Origin of the sequence: Burkholderia sp. D-99, from assembly GCF_011605345.1 — a bacterium.
Lineage (GTDB): Bacteria > Pseudomonadota > Gammaproteobacteria > Burkholderiales > Burkholderiaceae > Burkholderia.
Genome location: NZ_JAAOXM010000001.1, coordinates 1,172,820 through 1,190,962, shown reverse-complemented (window position 1 = coordinate 1,190,962; position 18,143 = coordinate 1,172,820). Strand labels below are relative to the sequence as shown.

The following is an 18,143-nucleotide window of genomic DNA, read 5'->3' as shown; positions in this document are numbered from 1 at the left end:
GCCGTGCGGCGATGCGCGCGGCCTGAAGCGTTTGCGTCAGCGACGCGGCATCACACGTAGTCCTTGTACTTGTCGAGCATGCGCACCGGCTTCGACAGCGCATCGCGGCGGAACGGATCGCCGAGTTCGCGCGTGCACATGATCTCGATGATCGTGGTCTTGCCTTCGTTCATCTGCATGTCGATCGCACGCTTGAGCGCGGGGCCGACGTCCTCGAGGCGATCGACCGTGATCCCTTCGGCGCCCATCGCACGCGCGATCGCCGCGAAGCTCTGGTTGTCGAGTTCGCCCGCGACGAAACGACGGTTGTAGAAGTCGACCTGGTTCTTCTTCTCCGCGCCCCATTGACGGTTGTGGAACACGACGGCCGTCACCGGGATGTTGTGGCGCACGCAGGTCATCGTTTCCATCAGGCTCATGCCCCACGCGCCGTCGCCCGCATACGACACGGCCGGACGGTGCGGTGCGGCGACCTTCGCGCCGATGATCGTCGGGAACGCATAACCGCAGTTGCCCCAGCTCATCGCCGCGAAGAAGCTGCGCGGCTTGTTGAAGCGCAGGTAGCTGTTCGCGACCGAGTTGATGTTGCCGATGTCGGTCGACACCATCACGTCCTCGGGCATCGCTTTTTCAAGCTCGCGCAGCACCTGGCGCGGATGCAGGTACTGGCCACCGCTGAACGGTTTCTCGTGCTTCTGCTCGTCGATCATGTCGAGGCTGTATGCGTCGCGCTCGTGCGTCCAGTCGTCGAGTTCCTTTTCCCACGCGGCCTTTTCGGTCGCGATCTGGTCGGCGCGATCGCCGCGCGAGCCGTCGCTTGCGAGCGTGCGGCCTTCAAGGCGCTGCGTGAGTGCGACGGCCGCAGCCTTCGCATCGCCGCAGATGCCGACCGAGATCTTTTTCACGAGGCCGAGCATCTTGTGGTCGGCGTCGATCTGGATGATCTTCGCGTCCTTCGGCCAGTAGTCCATCCCGTGCTGCGGCAGCGTGCCGAACGGCCCGAGGCGCGAGCCGAGCGCGATTACGACGTCCGCGCGCGACAGCAGTTTCATCGCGGCCTTCGAGCCCTGGTAGCCGAGCGGGCCGCACCACAGCGGATGGTTCGCCGGGAACGAGTCGTTGTGCAGGTAGCTGTTGACGACCGGTGCGCCGAGCCGTTCGGCGAGCGCCTTGCATTCCTCGATCGCGTCGGCCATCACGACGCCGCCGCCCGAGATGATCACCGGGAACTTCGCCTGCGCGATCAGTGCGGCCGCGTCGTCCAGGCTCTGTTCGCCGCCGGCGCCGCGATCGAGCCGGCGCGGTTGCGGAATCTCGACCCTGACCTTGCCGTAGAAGTAGTCGCGCGGGATGTTCAGCTGCGTCGGGCCCATCTCGGCCTGCGCGCGGTCGAAGCAGCGCGCGGTGAATTCGGCCATCCGCGCCGGGTGCGTGACGTGGCCCTGGTACTTCGTGAATTCCTGGAACATCGGCAGTTGGTTCGCTTCCTGGAAGCCGCCGAGGCCGATGCCCATCGTGCCGGCTTCCGGCGTGACGATCACGACCGGGCTATGTGCCCAGTACGCGGCCGCGATCGCCGTCACGCAGTTGCTGATGCCGGGGCCGTTCTGGCCGATCACGACGCCGTGGCGGCCCGACACGCGTGCATAGCCGTCGGCCATGTGGCCCGCGCCCTGTTCGTGCACGACCGGGATCAGGCGGATGCCGGCCGGCGCGAAGATGTCCATCGCATCCATGAACGCGGAGCCCATGATGCCGAACATGTCGGTCACGCCGTTGGCCGCGAGGGTCTCGACGAAGGCTTCGGACGGCGTCATGTCCTGCGGGCCGCTGGTCGATGCACGCAGGGAAGTGGATTGTTCGCTCATGGGTTGTCTCCGATTGTTCAATTAATGGAACGTCTTGTTCCAGATGCTATTTGCTGGGGAAAGCCGGTCAAGCCATTCCGCCTGTCGTTGGGGAATGTGGAATGAAATGAATCGATTCGTTTCAAAATGCGCGCCAGGCAGGGTGACGTGATTGGCGCGCGAGGAGCGCGCTCAGGCCGGCTGCTTCGGCCGTTCCTTGCGGAATGCGCGCTTGACGGCGATCAGCCCGTCGCGGAATTCGAACAGGTCGCAGCCTTCGGCCTCGATGCGCCAGCCTTCGGCGTGTGTGCCGGTGAACACCCACTCGGAAACGCCGCGCTCGCCGGTGACGGTGTGACGGCCATGGCCCCAGTGCGCGTCGGGGAAGGTCTTGAACACGGCTTCGAACGCGGCGCGCACGGCGTCGCGGCCGACGAAACGCGTACCGTGGATGTCGGGGCCGCCGGCTGCGTCGAAGACGCAGTCCTCGGTCATGAAACCCATCAGCGCATTCGCGTCATGCCGGTTGAATGCATCGGAAAACGCCGCGAGCGTGGCGGCCGTGACGGGGGCGGTGAGCGTGTCGGACATAACGTGTCTCCTGTCGAATGATGGGCGGTGCGCAAGGCGCTGGCGCGCATGCGGCACGCGGTATCGACACGTTAGTGAGCGCTCGTTTTTGGCGGTAGCGCCAGTTCGGGGGATTCGGTTGGGCCAGTGGCGGACGCCGGGCACGTTCGCCCGTTCATGGCGTTCCCGACGTGGCGGGACGCGCAGCTTGATCCGATTTCGTAACGTCTCGCATGACGCGACGGGGAATCAGGTCGGTGAGCGTGGCGTGCCCGGAAAGTGGCGGAAGGGGGATTCGACCGGCATCGGGAGCGAACCCGCTTCGACCCGGCGGTTTTCACGTCGCGCGACGCGGGCAAGCAGAAGGCGTCCGGGGGTACATCGCCGCGCGCGACGTACCCCCGCCGTTCATGCGGCCATCACGATGCCGCCATGCCGATACCGAACACGTGCATCTTGCCGGCGCTGACCTGCCGCGGCAGCACGATGCTCGTCACCACCTTGCCGGGCGGCACGGGAATCTTCTGCGCGAAGATGTAGGTCTTGACGTTGTCCTGCTGGCCGTTGCCGGCATTGCGGTAGGCCATCGTGACGGCCACCGTCGAGCCTGGGCTCGCACTGCCGCCGTTCAGGGTCCAGTCGTCGAAGGCCAGTGTGACGGCCTGGCTCGACCCGTCCGCGAAGTTCAGCTGCGCGGTGCCGCTGCTCGGGCCGTTGTTGGCCGAACCGAGCACCACGACACCGGTGCCGGCCGATCCGGGCGGCAGCATCACGGTCTGGCCGACGGTCACGGTGTTGTCGAGCGAGAGCGGCCCGCCCGCCACCGTCACGGTGGCGCCGGCCACCGCGAACGGCTTGCCCGGCTGCACGCCCGCCGCGCCCAGCGCATTGATCGAGTAGCTGAACAGGCTGCCGTCGAAGTCCGCGCCCTGGCCGTCGGTATTGGTCGCGCCATCCGTGCTGAAGCCGCGGTTGTTGTAGCTGTCGGCCGCGTTGACCGCCACCGGCACGCCGAACGACGGCGGCTGGGTCTGCGCGCCCCATTGCGACGGTGCGCTGCCCATCGCGAAGTGCAGCGTCGCACCATTGGCGATGTCGTCGTACGCGACCCACGCGGCGGGGTGGGCGCGGCCGTTGATCGACAGCGACTGCACATAGTTCGAGGCCGGCGCGCCCTCGGCACGGATCCGCCAGGTGCGGCCGTTGCCGAGCCGCACGTCGATCTGCGGGAACTGCGGGCTGCCGATCGCCAGGCCCGCCACGCCGGGGATCTGCGGGTACAGGCCCAGCGCGCCCCACACGTACCAGCCCGACACGGCGCCGAGGTCGTCGTTGCCCGGCAGGCCGTCGGGGCCTGTGCCGAACGCGCTGGCGAGGATCTGCTGCACCACGCGCTGCGTGCCCGACGGTTGTGCGGCCCAGTTGTAGAGCCACGGTACCTCGAAGGTCGGCTCGTTGCCCATGTAGAAATTCGGCAGGCTCATGCCGGCATTGAGCACCGTGAAGAACTGGTCGAGCCGCGACGTCACGGCCGTATTGCCGCCCAGCTGCGCGAACAGGCCGGCCGCGTCGTACGGCACCATCCACGTGTACTGTTCGGCGTTGCCCTCCACGTAGTTGTCGCCGCTGCTCGGCGTTTCGGGTATCCACGCGCCGTTCGATTGCCGCGCCGCGATCAGCGGCGGCGTCAGCGCGGTATTGAGCAGGTTCTGCCAGTAGGCCGAGCGGCTCAGCAGCATGCGTTGCGTGGCGGTATCGCCGAGTGCGCCGGCAAAGCGCGAGATCGCGAAGTCGCTGCTCGTGTATTCGAGCGTCGACGAAGCCTGGCCCCACTCGCCGCCGGTGATGTAGCCGCCCTGCAGGTAGCTCGCGCGGCCGCCGTTGGTGGTCACGTTGTTGCACGCGGTGCCGGGGATGTTCGCCATCTTCACCATGTGCTGCAGCGCGGCGCGCGTATCGAAGCGCCGGGCGCCGAATGCATAGGCGCTCGAGACGATCAGCGAGCCGGCATCGCCCGGCATCACGCCGTCCTCGACGTTGTCGTTGACCCAGTGCGGAATCGCGCCGCACTGGTCGGCGTCGTTGATCAGCGACTGGATCATGTCGCTGGTCTCGGACGGGTTGAGGATCGACTTGAGCTGGATCAGCGAGCGGTAGATGTCCCAGCCCGAGAACGACGAATACTGCGCCTTCTGGCCGTTGGCGACCTGATGCACGGTGTTGTCGAAGCCGATGTACTGGCCGTTCACGTCGCTGAAGGTACTGGGCGCCCACAGCGCGTGATAGAGCGCCGTGTAGAACTTCTTCTTCGCGTCGAGCGTGCCGCCCGCCACGCGGATCGCGTTGAGGCGGTCGTTCCAGGTGCGGTCCGCCTGCGTACGCACGCCCTCGAAATCCCAGTCGCGATTTTCCGCGTCGAGGTTGGCCTTTGCGTTGGCGACGCTGACGTACGAAATGCCGATCTTCATCCTGACTGCCTGGCCGGGGCTGAAGCCGAGCTGGGCCACGCCATGCGAAATCGACGCCGACGTGAAGGCCTGGTCGAACGCGGCATAGAAGTAGACGGGTACCGGCACCGAGTTGCCGCAGAAGCCGCCGCCGATCGTGCTGCCCGAGATGGCGCTGTCGGAAACCTGTGTGATCGCGCCGGTGGTCGAGGTCTTCGTATTGGTGCGTGTCGCGTCGAGCACCAGCAGCGCAGGTTTGCCGGCCGGGTAGGTGAACCGGCCGAAGCCGGTGCGCAGGGTGGCGGTCAGTTCCACCTTGATCTGCGAATCGAGCAGGACCGAATAGTAGCCGGGCCGGGCCGTTTCGTTCGCATGACTGAAGGTCGGGACGAGCTGCGTCGCGTCGGTGGTCGGCATGACCGGGAATTCGCCGTTGTTGCCGCTGCAGCCGGCGCCTGGCATGTGCGTGACGCTGAAACCCTGGATCGAGTGGATGTCGTAGTAGTAGCCGGCCGGCGAGTTCGGTTCCTTGCTGTCGTTCGGCGCCGGCGTGGTGTTGGTGTCGGGCGACCATTGCACCATGCCCGACGGCAGCCCGGCGGCCGGCACGACGCTGCCGGCCTGTCCTGCCGGCACCGGATTCGGCGAATTGCTCGCAAGTGTGCCGATCAGCGGATCGACATATTGCGTCAGCGACAGGCTGCGGTTGTCGTCGAGCTTGGTCGTGTCGGCCGCACCGGCCGACGATTCCGCCAGATGTGCGGCCAATATCGAGGCCGCCGTTCCGTCGCTGCCGTCACCGCCTCCACACCCGCTCAATGCGCACGCCGCGGCCAGCAACGCCGCGAGCGTCGTGAATCGATTCATGATCGCCCCCTCCAGTCGGAGATGCATCTTTTGCCTTGACGATCCCGACGATCGAATCCCGGGATCGCTGTGGGTTGTTGCTGTCGTGTTGCGTCGTAACACTAGAATTCGTATGAATTTGTTGTCAATCCGAATAACGGATTTGTAATGTTTTTATTAGATTTACTAAACGAATGGAAACGATGAGGCGACGTTGGCGCCTTATTGGCGGGGAGACTCGGAGGGCGAGTGGCGAGCGCAGTGCGCTTCGACAAGGAGAGCAACAACGTGCCGATCGAATCGATGCATGTTGCGTGCTCGCGTGAAGGCAGCCGGTACTCGATAGGCAGTCCGCAGGCGCGGGGCCGCAAGTTGCCCCGCAGGGCAGATCGATCGTTACGATGGGCATCTGCGCGTGTCGCACGGGAGCGACTCGCGCGACACCGACGGCATGCTTCCGGTGCAACGATAGTCGAAATCGTTGCCGGAATGCGTGATTGTGCACGACGCACGAGGCACGAGACGCGAGACGCGAGGCACGAGGCACGAGACGCGAGACGCGAGGCACGAGGCGCGAGACGCGAGACGCGAGACGCGAGACGCGAGACGCGAGACGCGAGACGCGAGACGCGAGACGCGAGGCGCGAGGCGCGAGGCACGAGGCACGAGGCACGAGGCACGAGGCACGAGGCACGAGGCACGACGCACGACGCACGACGCACGAGGCACGACGCACGAGGCACGAGACGCGAGGCACGAGACGCGAGACGCGAGGCACGAGGCACGAGGCACGAGACGCGAGGCGCGAGGGCGGTCGCGCGATCCGCTGCGCGACACCTGTCCGCATCCACTCAGGCGCCCGGCTTCTGCGCCCGCATGCATTCCGCCAGCGCCCGCACGCCGGGCTCGATCCGCTCGAGCGGGATCGCCGAGAACCCCATCCGGAAGCAGCGGCGCGCGTCGCCCGTGTCCTCCATGAAGAACACGTTCCCTGGCTCGATGAGGATGCCGGCCTCCTGCGTGTCGGTCGCGAGGCGCGTGGCATCGAGCCACGGCGGCCCCTCGACCCAGCACGACGCACCGCCCGTCACACGCACATGCCGCGCTTCCGGCAGATGCGCATCGAGCGCGGCCATCAGCGCCTGCGAGCGCTCGCTGTACGCATGCGCGAGGCGGCGCAGCAGCGCGTCGTGATGACCGAGCGCGAGAAAGGTCGCGAACGCGCGCTGGATGTACGCGACCGGATGGCGCACCATCAGCCGCCGCAGCGCGCGCAGCTCGCGGATCAGCTCGCGCGGCCCGACCACGTAGCCGAGCCGCAGCCCCGGCGCGAACGTCTTCGACAGGCTGCCGACGTAGATCACGCGGTCGGCCGTGTCGAGGCTCTTCAACGCCGGATGCGGGGTGCCGGAGAACGTGTTCTCGCTTTCGTAGTCGTCCTCGATGATCACGAAATCGTGCTGCTGCGCGCAATCGAGCAACGCGCGGCGGCGTTCGACCGGCATCGTCGCGGTGGTCGGGCACTGGTGGCTCGGCGTCACGTACACGTAGTCGCAGCGCGACAGCGTATCGCCGAGCGTGTCGGGTGCGATCCCTTGGCCGTCGACGGGCAGCGGCAGCAGCCGCGCGTTGCGGTTCTCGAAGATGTTGCGTGCGTCGGGATAGCCGGGATTCTCGAAGCCGACCGTCGTGTGCTTGCCGCACAGCAGGTCCGCGATCAGGTACAGCGCCTGCTGGCAGCCGTTCGTGATGACGATCTCGTCGGGCATCGCGAACACGCCGCGCCGCGGCAGCACGCGCGTGCGGATCTGCTGGATCAGCGATTCGTCGTCGCGCTCGATCAGGTCGGGCGCCCAGTTTCGGATCTCCATCACCGACAGCGCCTTCAGGCAGCATTCGCGCCAATCGTTGGTCGGAAACAGCGACTGGTCGAACTGCCCGTAGATGAACGGAAATTCGTAGTGCTGCCAGTTCGCGGGCTTCACGATGTTGCGCTGCTTCGACGGCGGATGCGCGATGCGCTTCTCCCACGCGGGGCGGCCCGGCGTGTCGTTGTCGTCCGGCTTCTCGCCGGGCTTGGCGGTTGCGAAGCCGGGCACGCCCTCCAGCATCTTCGGGTTCACGAAGTGCCCGCTGCGTTCGCGCGAGATCAGATAACCCTCTTCGACGAGCATCTGGTACGCGAGCACGACGGTGTTGCGCGCGACGCCGAGCTGGTCGGCGAGCTCGCGGCTCGACGGCAGCGCGGCATCGGGCGCGAGCTGGCCGTCGAGGATCGCGGCCACGAGCATCCGCCGGATCTGGTCCTGCAGGCTCGACGCCGACGACCGCCGGAACTGCTGGGCCCATAGGGCGGTCGGGGTACGACTCGGCATGCTTCCTCCTGTGATCGGTACGGGAAACGCGAGGCGGTGCGTGTGGTGTGCACGCGGCCTGCGAGAGGCGCGGTGTCGCGAGAATACGCGCGTCGCGCCGCGGATGTGGACTCAATGAAAGGTGTCGTCTGGCACTACTGCGCGCCGACGTGGCAAGACGATACTCAACTCGTCGCCCCTGGACGATCCGGATAACTCCCCGGTACGCGGGCGCAGGAGGGCGTGCGCGCATCGCGTTCGTCTGCATCGTGATGCGGAGAAGGGGGCGCCATGCATGTCGTCGTGTTCAGGGATCGCTGCGAGCGCGTGATTCGTATCGTGTTCGACGATGTGCGTGCGACGGCGGTCGCGTATCGCGACGACGAGGCGATCGGCGAACTCGGTATCGACGGCGGCGCCGGTGCCGCGCGATCGCCGTCGCTCACGCGGCTGTACGTCGAACCCGCCTACCGGCGCAGCGGCATCGCGCACACGCTGCTGGCATGTGCATCGCGCGAATTCGGGCGGCCGATTCGCATCGATGCCCGCGCGCGTGAATGGCCCGATACGCCGGCATGGGCGACGTTGTGCCGCTGCCTCGAATACGAAGGGCTGGTCGTGGTGCGCTAGTGCGCGCCGCGACACCCGATAGCGTGGCGACGATCACGCAGCACGAAAACGGAGACGACATGAGCACGGTCCTGAAGCCGATTCCCGCATCCGACGTGCGGCACGAAGCGTTGCGCATCGACGGGCAGCGCGTGTGGCGCGACGCAGTGATCGACGTGCGCAACCCGTACGACGGTTCGCTGGTCGGCACCGTGCCGAAGGCGACGCTGGACGACGTGCGCCGCGCGTTCGCGGCCGCGCGTGCCTACCGGCCGACGCTCACGCGTCACGATCGCGCGGCGATCCTGCGCCGTGCGGCCGACATCGTGCGCGGGCGCACCGCCGAGATCGCGGCGCTGATCACGGCCGAGGCCGGGTTGTGCATCAAGGACTCGACGTACGAAGCGGGCCGCGTGGCCGACGTGCTGACGTTCGGCGCCGGCGAAGTGCTGAAGGACGACGGGCAGATCTTCTCGTGCGACCTGACACCGCACGGCAAGAAGCGCCGCGTGTACACGCAGCGCGATCCGCTGCTCGGTGTGATCTCGGCGATCACGCCGTTCAACCACCCGATGAACCAGGTCGCGCACAAGATCGTGCCGTCGGTCGCGACCAACAACCGGATCGTCGTGAAGCCGTCTGAGAAGGTGCCGCTGTCGTGTTACCTGTTCGCGGACATCCTGTACGAAGCCGGCCTGCCGCCGCAGATGCTGCAAGTGATCACCGGCGATCCGCAGGAGATCGCCGACGAGCTGATCACGAACCCGGCGATCGACCTGATCACGTTCACAGGCGGCGTATCGATCGGCAAGTCGATCGCGTCGCGGATGGGCTACCGGCGCGCGGTGCTCGAACTCGGCGGCAACGATCCGATCATCGTGATGGAAGACGCCGATCTCGACGAAGCGAGCACGCTCGCGGTGTCGGGTTCATACAAGAACTCGGGGCAGCGCTGCACCGCGATCAAGCGGATGCTCGTGCACGAGTCGGTGGCCGATCGCTTCACCGAGCTGGTTGTCGAAAAAACGCGCGCGTGGTCGTACGGTAACCCGTCCGATCCGTCGGTCGACATGGGCACCGTGATCGACGAGGCCGCCGCGAAGTTCTGCGAGCAGCAGGTGAACGATGCGATCGCGCGCGGTGCGCGGCTGCTGGTCGGCAACGTGCGCGACGGCGCACTGTATTCGCCGACGGTGATCGATCGCGTGACGCCCGACATGCCGCTCGTGAAATACGAAACCTTCGGCCCCGTGTCGCCGATCATGCGCTTTTGCGACATCGACGAAGCGATCCGGATGTCGAACAGCACCGACTATGCGCTGTCGTCGTCGGTGTGCACGAACCGCTTCGACCACATCACGCGTTTCATCACCGAGCTGGAAGTCGGCAGCGTGAACGTGCGCGAAGTACCGGGCTATCGGCTCGAAGTCACGCCGTTCGGCGGCATGAAGGATTCGGGGCTGGGCTACAAGGAAGGCGTGCAGGAAGCGATGAAGAGCTTCACGAACGTGAAGACGTATTCGCTGCCGTGGTGAGCGAGGCGGGGAAGGGCGCATCGCGCCCTCCCGCCGCGAACCGCATTACTGATAGAAGTTGAGCGTGACCATCGCCGAACGGCCCGGCGCCCACGTCGCGTAGATCGGGTACGCGCTCGCGTAATACTTCTTGTCGAACAGGTTCTGCACGTTCAGTTGAACGTCCATCGTCTTGTTCACGCGCCACGTCGCGGCCGCGTCGAAGCGTGCATAGCCGGGCGTCCATTTCTTCGTCGTCGCGGATACCGACGCATAGGTCTGGCTCATCACCGTCGCACCGGCGCCGAGCGTGAGCTTCGGCATCACGTCGTAGCTCGTCCACAGCGTGAAGTTGTGTTTCGGCACCATCACCATCGGCAGGCCCGATGCGCCCGGGCTGCCGGGGCCCGCGTCGGTCGTGATCGCGTTCAGGTACGAGTAGCCGCCGAACACGTGCCACTTCGGCGTCATGTTGCCCGCGAAACCGAATTCGAAACCGCGCACGCGCTGCTTGCCCGCGTTGACCGTGTGACCGAGGCCGTCGCTCACGCGCGCGTTGGTCTTTTCGGTCTGGAACAGCGCGGAGGTCAGCGACAGCTGGTCCTGCAGCACGTCCCACTTCGCGCCGATCTCGATGTTGCGCGAGCGCTCCGGTGCGAGATCCTGGTTGGTCGCGGTGATCTGGTCGGTGCCGCCGCCGAGGCCGCCGTTCGAACCCGGCGGGTTCGACGACGTGCCGTACGACGCATACAGGCTCACGTTGCTCACCGGCTTGAACACGAGGCCGAACTGGTAGCTGAACAGGTTCGACGTGTTCGACAGGTCGGCGACGCCGGCCTGCTTGCCGGTCGTGTCGTAGCGGTCGAAGCGCAGCCCCGTGTTGAACTGCCAGCGCTCGGACAGCTTCACGGTATCGAAGATGTACGCGGAAACCGTATCGGTGCGCGTGTTCGTCGTCGCGCCGGGGAAGCCCTTGTCTCCGTTCAGCACGATGTTGCCGGTCCACGGCATGTTCGGGTTCCAGCCGCCCGCGAGCGGCGTGCAGTTGCCGGCCACCGAGCACGGGCCGCCCGAGCGGATGTTGTTGCCGGCCGAATCCGACACCAGGTAGCCCTCGTAACGTGCCTGCTCATGGCTGAACTCGACGCCGGCCGTCATCGTGTGCTTCATGCCGAACAGGCTCGCGCTGCCGGTCACTTCGGTCTGGTTCGAGAAGCCGTTGAGCGCGTACTTGCCGCTCTTCGCCTGCAGGCTCAGCATGTTCGGGTTCGACGCGAGGATCTGCGGATTCGTCGCGACGTAATCGAGCGTCGAGCGGCCGAACATCGTCGTGTTCTTCAGCTTCCAGTCGTCGTTGAGCTTGTGCTCGACGCGCACTTCGGCGGTGTCGGTCTGCCCGTAGCGGTAGTCGCGCGTGTTCAGCCCGAAGAACTGGCCACGATCGGTCGGCACCGGCGTGCCGCCCGACGCGCGGAACGGCACGCTGAAGTCCGGCATGTCGTACGAGTTCAGGTGGTAGTAGCTGACCGTGACCGTGGTCGGCGTGTTCAGCCCGAACACGATCGACGGCGCGACCCCCCAGCGCTTGTTGTACACGTCGTTGCGGCCGGCCTGGTTCGCGTCGTGACCCATCACGTTCAGGCGCACGGCCGTCGTGTCGTTGATCTTGTGGTTCGCATCGACGGTCGCGCGCTTGTAGCCGTCGGTGCCGAAGCCGATGCTGCTGTTGATGAAGTTGTCGTTCTTCGGCGTCTTCGTGACGATGTCGATGCTGCCGCCCACCGAGCCGCGGCCCGCGTAGACCGAGTCGGGACCCTTGATCACGCTGATCTGCTCGACCGCGAACGTTTCGCGGTTCTGCAGCCCCGAGTCGCGCATGCCGTCGACGAAGATCGAGTTGCGCGATTCGAAGCCGCGGATCACCGGACGGTCGGCCGACGGGTTCGCGGCCGCATCGCCGCCGAGGAACGTGATGCCCGGCACCGAGCGCAGCGCGTCCGCGAACGACGTGACGTTCTTTTCCTTGATCAGTTGCTCGGGGATCACCGTGACCGAACGCGGCGTGTCGAGCAGCGGCGCGGTGAACTTGTACGACGGCGAGCGCTTCACCTGCAGGTCCGATGGTGCGGACGACTGGATCGTGATCGTCGGCAGCGTCGCCTGCACGTCGGCGGACGGGGCCGGCTGGTCGGTAACGGGGGCGGGAGCCGGGGCGGTTTCGGCGGAGGCGAGCAGCGGCGTCAGGAAAACGGAGCAGGTCAGCGCCGATACGAGGGCACGAGGCCTCGTCTTGAACTGGGCGGGCATATCGAGAGGCAGCAGAAGGTTCGGTGAGCGGGCGCGTTTTCTCGATGCCGTCCAGGCAGCGCGGAACATCGGAAAACGTCAATGTAAATGCGTATGATTCGCGTTTGCGGTCGCAATTGTACGGATTGGTACCAATTCTGTAAACGATCGAATGGTTCTTGTACTAATTCAGTCAGGTTTTCGTGGGGGCGCGATTGCCTTTGCGTCGCGTGCAACACCGCTTTCCATCGCCCGGCCGGTGTGCGGCGGCGGTGACTCGATACACTGCCGTACCGGTTGGACGGGCCCCGGCAAGCAGGCCCCGAGCAAGGAGACAACACACGATGGACACCCAACACCCGGCAGTCGTCACGTACCGCGGTCAGGCGATCGAGAACACGCACGTCGCCCATGTGGCTGTGGTCGATGCACGCGGCAGGCTGCTGGCCCGGTTCGGCGATCCGTTCCGGATGACGCTCGCGCGATCGGCGGCCAAGCCGGCCCAGGCGCTGTCGGTGATCGAGACGGGCGCGCCCGAACGCTTTGGCTTAGACGATGCGGACATCGCGCTGATGTGTGCGTCGCACAGCAGCGAGGATCGGCACATCGAACGCACGCGCGCGATGCTCGCCAAGGTCGCCGCGCACGAATCGGATTTGCGTTGCGGCGGCCATCCGCCGTTGTCCGACGCGGTGTACCGCGCGTGGATCAAGCGCGACTACACGCCGACCGGCATGTGCAGCAACTGTTCGGGCAAGCATGTCGGGATGCTGGCCGGTGCGCAGGCGATCGGCGCCGCGATCGCCGATTACCATCTGCCCGAGCATCCGATGCAGGTGCGCGTGAAACAGGTGGTGGCCGATGCGTGCGGGCTGCGCGACGATGAAGTGGGCTGGGCGATCGACGGGTGCAACCTGCCGACGCCGGCGTTTGCGCTGGACCGGCTCGCGCGTCTCTACGCATCGCTGGCCGACGGCGCGGATACGGTGGAGGCGGGCGGTGACGCAATCAGCGATCGCGTGCGCGCGCTGGCGCGCATTCATCGTGCGATGACCGCCTATCCGGAGCTGGTGGCCGGCGACGGGCGCTACTGCACGGTGCTGATGAACGCGTTCGACGGGCAGGTGGTCGGCAAGCTCGGCGCCGATGCGTGCTATGGGATCGGCGTGCGGGCGTCGGCGCGCACGCGGCAGCTTGGCGCCGATGGCGCGCTCGGCATCTCGGTGAAGATCGAGGACGGCAATCTCGACGTGCTGTACATGGTCGTCAGCGAACTCCTCGAGCGGCTGCAGATCGGCACGGCCGGGCAGCGCGCGCAACTGGCCGGCTTCCATCGGCCGCCAATGCTCAACACGCAGGGCGTCGAGATCGGGCACGCCACGTTCCCGTTCGAATTGCAGCCGGCCTGAGCGGTGCGGATGCGCCGCTGCCGCCGGCCCGCGACCCGGGCCGTGCGCGGCGGCGTGCGGATGCCTGCCGGCTGGTGCGGGCGTGAACGCGGGCGCGGGCGCTACGCGCTTGCGCCGCGAATCTTCGTCAGTTCCAGCGCCGACAGCTCGCCGATGTGCGCGAGGTGTTCCGCGAGAAAGTCCTTCAGCACGCGCAGCTTCGCCGAGCTGCGCCGGTTCGCCAGATACGCGATGTAGATGTATTCGCCCGTCAGCCGGTTCTGCAGCCGGTAGCGCGGCAGCACGGCTTCGAGCCGCCCGCTCGCGAGCAAGTCGCGCACCAGCCAGATCTCGAACTCCGCGATGCCGAGCCCCGCGCAGGTCGCTTCGAGCAGCAGCTCGGAATGATCGGTGACGAGGTTGCCGGCCGGCAGCAGGCTGTGATGCGCGTCGCCTTTCACGAGATCCCAGCGCGGATCGCCTTCGGGGTGCACGTAGCGCAGGCAGTTGTGTTGCTTGAGATCGTCCGGCGTGGACGGGCGCCCGCAGCGGTCGAGATAGCCGGGCGTCGCGCACAGGATGCTGTCGTTGCGCGACAGGCGGTGGACGACGAGGTTGTCCAGGTAGTTCTCGCCTTCGTGAATGTCGAGATCGAAGCCGCCGGCCACGAGGTCGTTGTGGTTGTCGGTGAGCCGCACGTCGAGCTGGATCGTCGGGTAGCGCGCGAGAAACGGTGCGACCAGCGGGGCGAGATGGCGGCGGCCGAACGCAACCGGCGCGGTGAGCTTCAGCGGGCCGCTCGGCTGCGCGTTCAGCTCGGCGACGACGCGCAGCGTATCGTCGAGATCGGCGATCAGCGTGACCGCGCGTTCCAGGTAGATGTGGCCGGCTTCGGTCAGCGTGACGCTGTGCGTCGAGCGGTGCAGCAGCGCGACGCCGAGCGCCTCCTCGATCGCCGTGACCTTGCGCGCGACCGTCGACGTCGACACGTGCATCTCCTTCGCGACCGCCGAAAAACTCCCCGTTTCGACCACTTTCACGAACGCGCGCATCGCGCCCATGTGATCGATGCCGGTTTCTCTCGCGCTTTTCTTCATTCGATTCTCGCTGTTGCGTCCCACGCAAAACCGCTTTCGATAATACAGATTCGAGCTTGTTTTTGCAAAGGCATAGAATGCGAACCCGTCGCGTCGGGAAGCGACGGACGACGAGCGGCACGAGACATTCAGGAGGGCACGATGACAGAAAACGGCTTCCGCGTCGAAGCGGATCTTTTAGGTAAACGAAGCATTCCGGATGACGCCTACTACGGCGTCCATACGCTGCGCGCGAAAGAGAATTTCGACATCTCGGGGCGCACCATCGCGTCGCTGCCGTACCTCGTGATGGCGCTTGCCGCCGTGAAGGAGGCCGCGGCCGACGCGAACTGCGAGCTCGGGCTGCTGCCGCAGCCGTACCGCGATGCGATCGCCGCCGCATGCGTCGAGATTCGCGAAGGGCGCCTGCATGACCAGTTCGTCGTCGACGTGATCCAGGGCGGGGCCGGCACGTCGACCAACATGAACGCGAACGAGGTGATCTGCAACCGCGCGCTCGAACTCATGGGGCACGCGCGCGGGCAGTACGAATACCTGCATCCGAACGAACACGTCAATCTCGCGCAGAGCACCAACGACGTCTATCCGACCGCGATCCGGGTCGCGACCTGCTTCGCGGTCGAGCACCTGCTCGAAGCGATGGCGCGCCTGCGCGATGCGTTCGCGGAGCGGGCCGACGCGTTCTCCGGCTTGCTGAAGCTCGGCCGCACGCAATTGCAGGACGCGGTGCCGATGACGCTCGGCCAGGAATTCTCGACCTACGCGGTGATGCTGACGGAAGACATTGCGCGCCTGCAGGAAGCCGGCTGGCTGATTCGCGAGATCAACCTCGGCGCGACCGCGATCGGCACGGGGATCACCGCGCATCCGCAGTACGCGGAGAAGGCGCTGGCGGCACTGCGGCGCATTACCGGGCTCGACCTGAGCACCGCGCCGAACCTGATCGAAGCGACGCAGGATTGCGGCGCGTTCGTGCAGGTCTCGGGGGTGCTCAAGCGGATCGCCGTGAAGCTGTCGAAGATCTGCAACGACCTGCGACTGCTGTCGAGCGGCCCGCGCGCGGGGTTCGGCGAGATCAACCTGCCGCCGGTGCAGGCCGGCTCGTCGATCATGCCCGGCAAGGTGAATCCGGTGATCCCGGAAGTCGTCAACCAGGTCGCGTTCGAGGTGTTCGGCAACGACCTGACCGTGACCTTCGCCGCCGAGGCGGGACAGCTCCAGCTCAACGCGTTCGAGCCGGTGATCGCCAGCGCGCTGTTCCGCAGCTTCAGCCATCTGACGGCTGCCTGCACGACGCTTGCGCAGCGCTGCGTGAGCGGAATCACCGCGAATCCCGAGCGGCTGCGCGAAACGATGGAGCGCTCGGTCGCGCTCGCGACCGCGCTGAATCCGTATATCGGCTACAAGCGCGCGACCGACGTGGCGACCGAAGCGCACGCGACCGGCAAGTCGATTCGCGAGGTCGTGCTGGAGCGCGAGTGGATGACCGATGCGCAGGTCGACGAGGCGCTTCGGCCCGAAGCGCTGATCCGGCCGCGCGTGCTTTGACGCCGGCCGTGGGGCGCCGGTGCATGCCATGAGCGCCCTGCGCGCCATCATTCGATAAACGCCCCCGCGCGGGGCGCGACACATCAAGAAACAACGGAGACTCACGATGAAACACAACAGCGAGCGCCCGGCCGGTCCGGCCGGCGGCGCGGATTCCCGTCATGCCGACCCCGATGCGATGTTCGCGTCGCACGAAGCCGGTTACGCGAAGCAGTTGAAGCCGCGGCACGTGCAGATGATCGCGATGGGCGGCGCGATCGGCACCGGCCTCTTTCTCGGTGCGGGTGGACGCCTGCAGAGCGCGGGGCCTGCGCTCGCGATCGTGTATCTCGTCTGCGGCGTGTTCGCGTTCCTGATCATGCGCGCGCTCGGCGAGCTCGTGATGCACCGGCCGACCAGCGGCAGCTTCGTGTCGTACGCGCGGGAGTTCATGGGCGAGCGCGCATCGTTCGTCGCGGGCTGGATGTACTACCTGAACTGGGCGACGACCGGCATCGTCGACATCACGGCGGTCGCGATCTACATGAAGTACTGGGCCGTGTTCACGGACGTGCCGCAGTGGGTGTTCGCGCTCGGTGCGCTCGGGATCGTGTCGGTGATGAACATGATCGGCGTGAAGGTGTTCGGCGAGATGGAGTTCTGGTTCTCGCTCGTCAAGGTGGGGACGCTCGCGGTGTTCCTCGCGGTGGGCGCCGTGTTCCTCGCGAGCGGCCATCCGGTCGCCGGCCAGATGCCGGGGCTGCACCTGGTCGCGGATCACGGCGGGATCTTTCCGCACGGCATCCTGCCGGCCGTCCTGATCGTGCAGGGTGTCGTGTTCGCGTACGCGAGCATCGAGCTCGTCGGCGTCGCGGCGGGCGAGACGGCCGATGCGCGCAAGGTGTTGCCGAAAGCCATCAACAGCGTGATGTGGCGCATTGCGCTGTTCTATGTCGGCTCCGTCGTGCTGTTGACGATGCTGCTGCCGTGGACGGCGTACAGCTCGCACGAAAGCCCGTTCGTCACGTTCTTCAGCAAGCTCGGCGTGCCGTACGTCGGTACCGTGATGAACGTCGTGGTGCTGACGGCCGCGCTGTCGAGCCTGAACTCCGGCCTCTATTCGACCGGGCGCGTGCTGCGTTCGCTCGCGATGGGCGGATCGGCGCCGCGCTTCGTGTCGCGGATGAACGCACGCGGCGTGCCGTACGGCGGGATCCTGATCACGGTCGCGATCAATGCGATCGGCGTGCCGTTGAACTACATCGTCCCGGCGCAGGCGTTCGAGATCGTGCTGAACATGGCGTCGCTCGGGATCATCACGACGTGGGGCTTCATCGTGATGTGCCAGATCCTGTTCCGCCGCGCGGTCGATCGCGGCGAGCTGAAGGCCGTGTCGTTCCGGATGCCCGGCGCGCCGTTCACGTCGTGGCTCACGCTGGCCTTCCTCGTCGGCGTGCTGGTGCTGATGGCGTTCGACTATCCGGGCGGCACGTGGACCATCGCGACGATTCCGGTTGTCGTGCTCGCGCTGGTGGTCGGGTGGAAGCTGGCGAAGCGCGGTGCCGCGCGTGAGCTGGCGGCGGATGCGCGTGCGTCCGCGGGTACGGGTGCTGTCGCAGATTCGGCGCGGGGCGCCTGACGGAACGCACCGGCGCCGG

11 protein-coding genes are annotated in these 18,143 nt (G+C 66.5%); 5 read left to right on the top strand and 6 right to left on the bottom strand.

Going from position 1 to position 18,143, the window contains the following annotated elements; translation table 11 throughout:
• Window positions 1–50: 50 nt before the first annotated feature.
• The 4 genes from xsc to HAV18_RS05160 form a co-directional block, all read right to left on the bottom strand.
• A complete protein-coding gene (gene xsc, locus HAV18_RS05175) occupies window positions 51–1,868 on the bottom strand; it encodes a sulfoacetaldehyde acetyltransferase (protein WP_166953422.1) in 1,818 nt (605 codons plus the stop codon).
• 171 nt (window positions 1,869–2,039) lie between these two features.
• Window positions 2,040–2,438, bottom strand: coding sequence for a nuclear transport factor 2 family protein (locus HAV18_RS05170; protein ID WP_166953420.1), 399 nt, complete (start codon window positions 2,436–2,438; stop codon window positions 2,040–2,042).
• A gap of 398 nt (window positions 2,439–2,836) precedes the next feature.
• The gene (locus HAV18_RS05165; RefSeq protein ID WP_243771539.1) at window positions 2,837–5,731 is read right to left on the bottom strand and encodes a GH92 family glycosyl hydrolase; all 2,895 of its coding nucleotides are present in this window, start codon (window positions 5,729–5,731) and stop codon (window positions 2,837–2,839) included.
• An 830-nt stretch (window positions 5,732–6,561) separates the two neighbouring features.
• Complete coding sequence (locus tag HAV18_RS05160; protein WP_166953416.1) at window positions 6,562–8,085, bottom strand: PLP-dependent aminotransferase family protein; 1,524 nt, start codon at window positions 8,083–8,085, stop codon at window positions 6,562–6,564.
• 270 nt (window positions 8,086–8,355) lie between these two features.
• On the opposite strand from HAV18_RS05160, the gene HAV18_RS05155 reads away from it, so the two are divergent.
• Complete coding sequence (locus HAV18_RS05155; RefSeq protein WP_166953414.1) at window positions 8,356–8,694, top strand: GNAT family N-acetyltransferase; 339 nt, start codon at window positions 8,356–8,358, stop codon at window positions 8,692–8,694.
• A gap of 59 nt (window positions 8,695–8,753) precedes the next feature.
• Complete coding sequence (phnY, locus tag HAV18_RS05150; RefSeq protein WP_166953412.1) at window positions 8,754–10,208, top strand: phosphonoacetaldehyde dehydrogenase; 1,455 nt, start codon at window positions 8,754–8,756, stop codon at window positions 10,206–10,208.
• A 45-nt stretch (window positions 10,209–10,253) separates the two neighbouring features.
• Here phnY and HAV18_RS05145 read toward each other — a convergent pair whose 3' ends face one another.
• Window positions 10,254–12,494: a TonB-dependent siderophore receptor gene (locus HAV18_RS05145; protein ID WP_166953409.1), complete on the bottom strand. Its 2,241-nt coding sequence runs from the start codon at window positions 12,492–12,494 to the stop codon at window positions 10,254–10,256.
• A gap of 323 nt (window positions 12,495–12,817) precedes the next feature.
• Between HAV18_RS05145 and HAV18_RS05140 the strand changes: the two genes are divergently transcribed.
• A complete protein-coding gene (locus tag HAV18_RS05140) occupies window positions 12,818–13,882 on the top strand; it encodes an asparaginase (protein ID WP_166953407.1) in 1,065 nt (354 codons plus the stop codon).
• Between the two features lie 101 nt (window positions 13,883–13,983).
• On the opposite strand, the gene HAV18_RS05135 is transcribed toward HAV18_RS05140, so the two are convergent.
• Window positions 13,984–14,958, bottom strand: a complete 975-nt coding sequence (locus tag HAV18_RS05135; RefSeq protein WP_166953405.1) for a LysR family transcriptional regulator — start codon at window positions 14,956–14,958, stop codon at window positions 13,984–13,986.
• 141 nt (window positions 14,959–15,099) lie between these two features.
• Here HAV18_RS05135 and HAV18_RS05130 point away from each other — a divergent pair, with 141 nt between their 5' ends.
• Together HAV18_RS05130 and HAV18_RS05125 are read left to right on the top strand one after the other, a co-directional pair.
• Window positions 15,100–16,506, top strand: coding sequence for an aspartate ammonia-lyase (locus HAV18_RS05130; protein ID WP_166953403.1), 1,407 nt, complete (start codon window positions 15,100–15,102; stop codon window positions 16,504–16,506).
• Between the two features lie 106 nt (window positions 16,507–16,612).
• Window positions 16,613–18,124 (top strand): amino acid permease, encoded by a 1,512-nt coding sequence (locus HAV18_RS05125; RefSeq protein ID WP_166953401.1) that lies wholly within the window; start codon window positions 16,613–16,615, stop codon window positions 18,122–18,124.
• The last annotated feature ends 19 nt before the right edge of the window (window positions 18,125–18,143 follow it).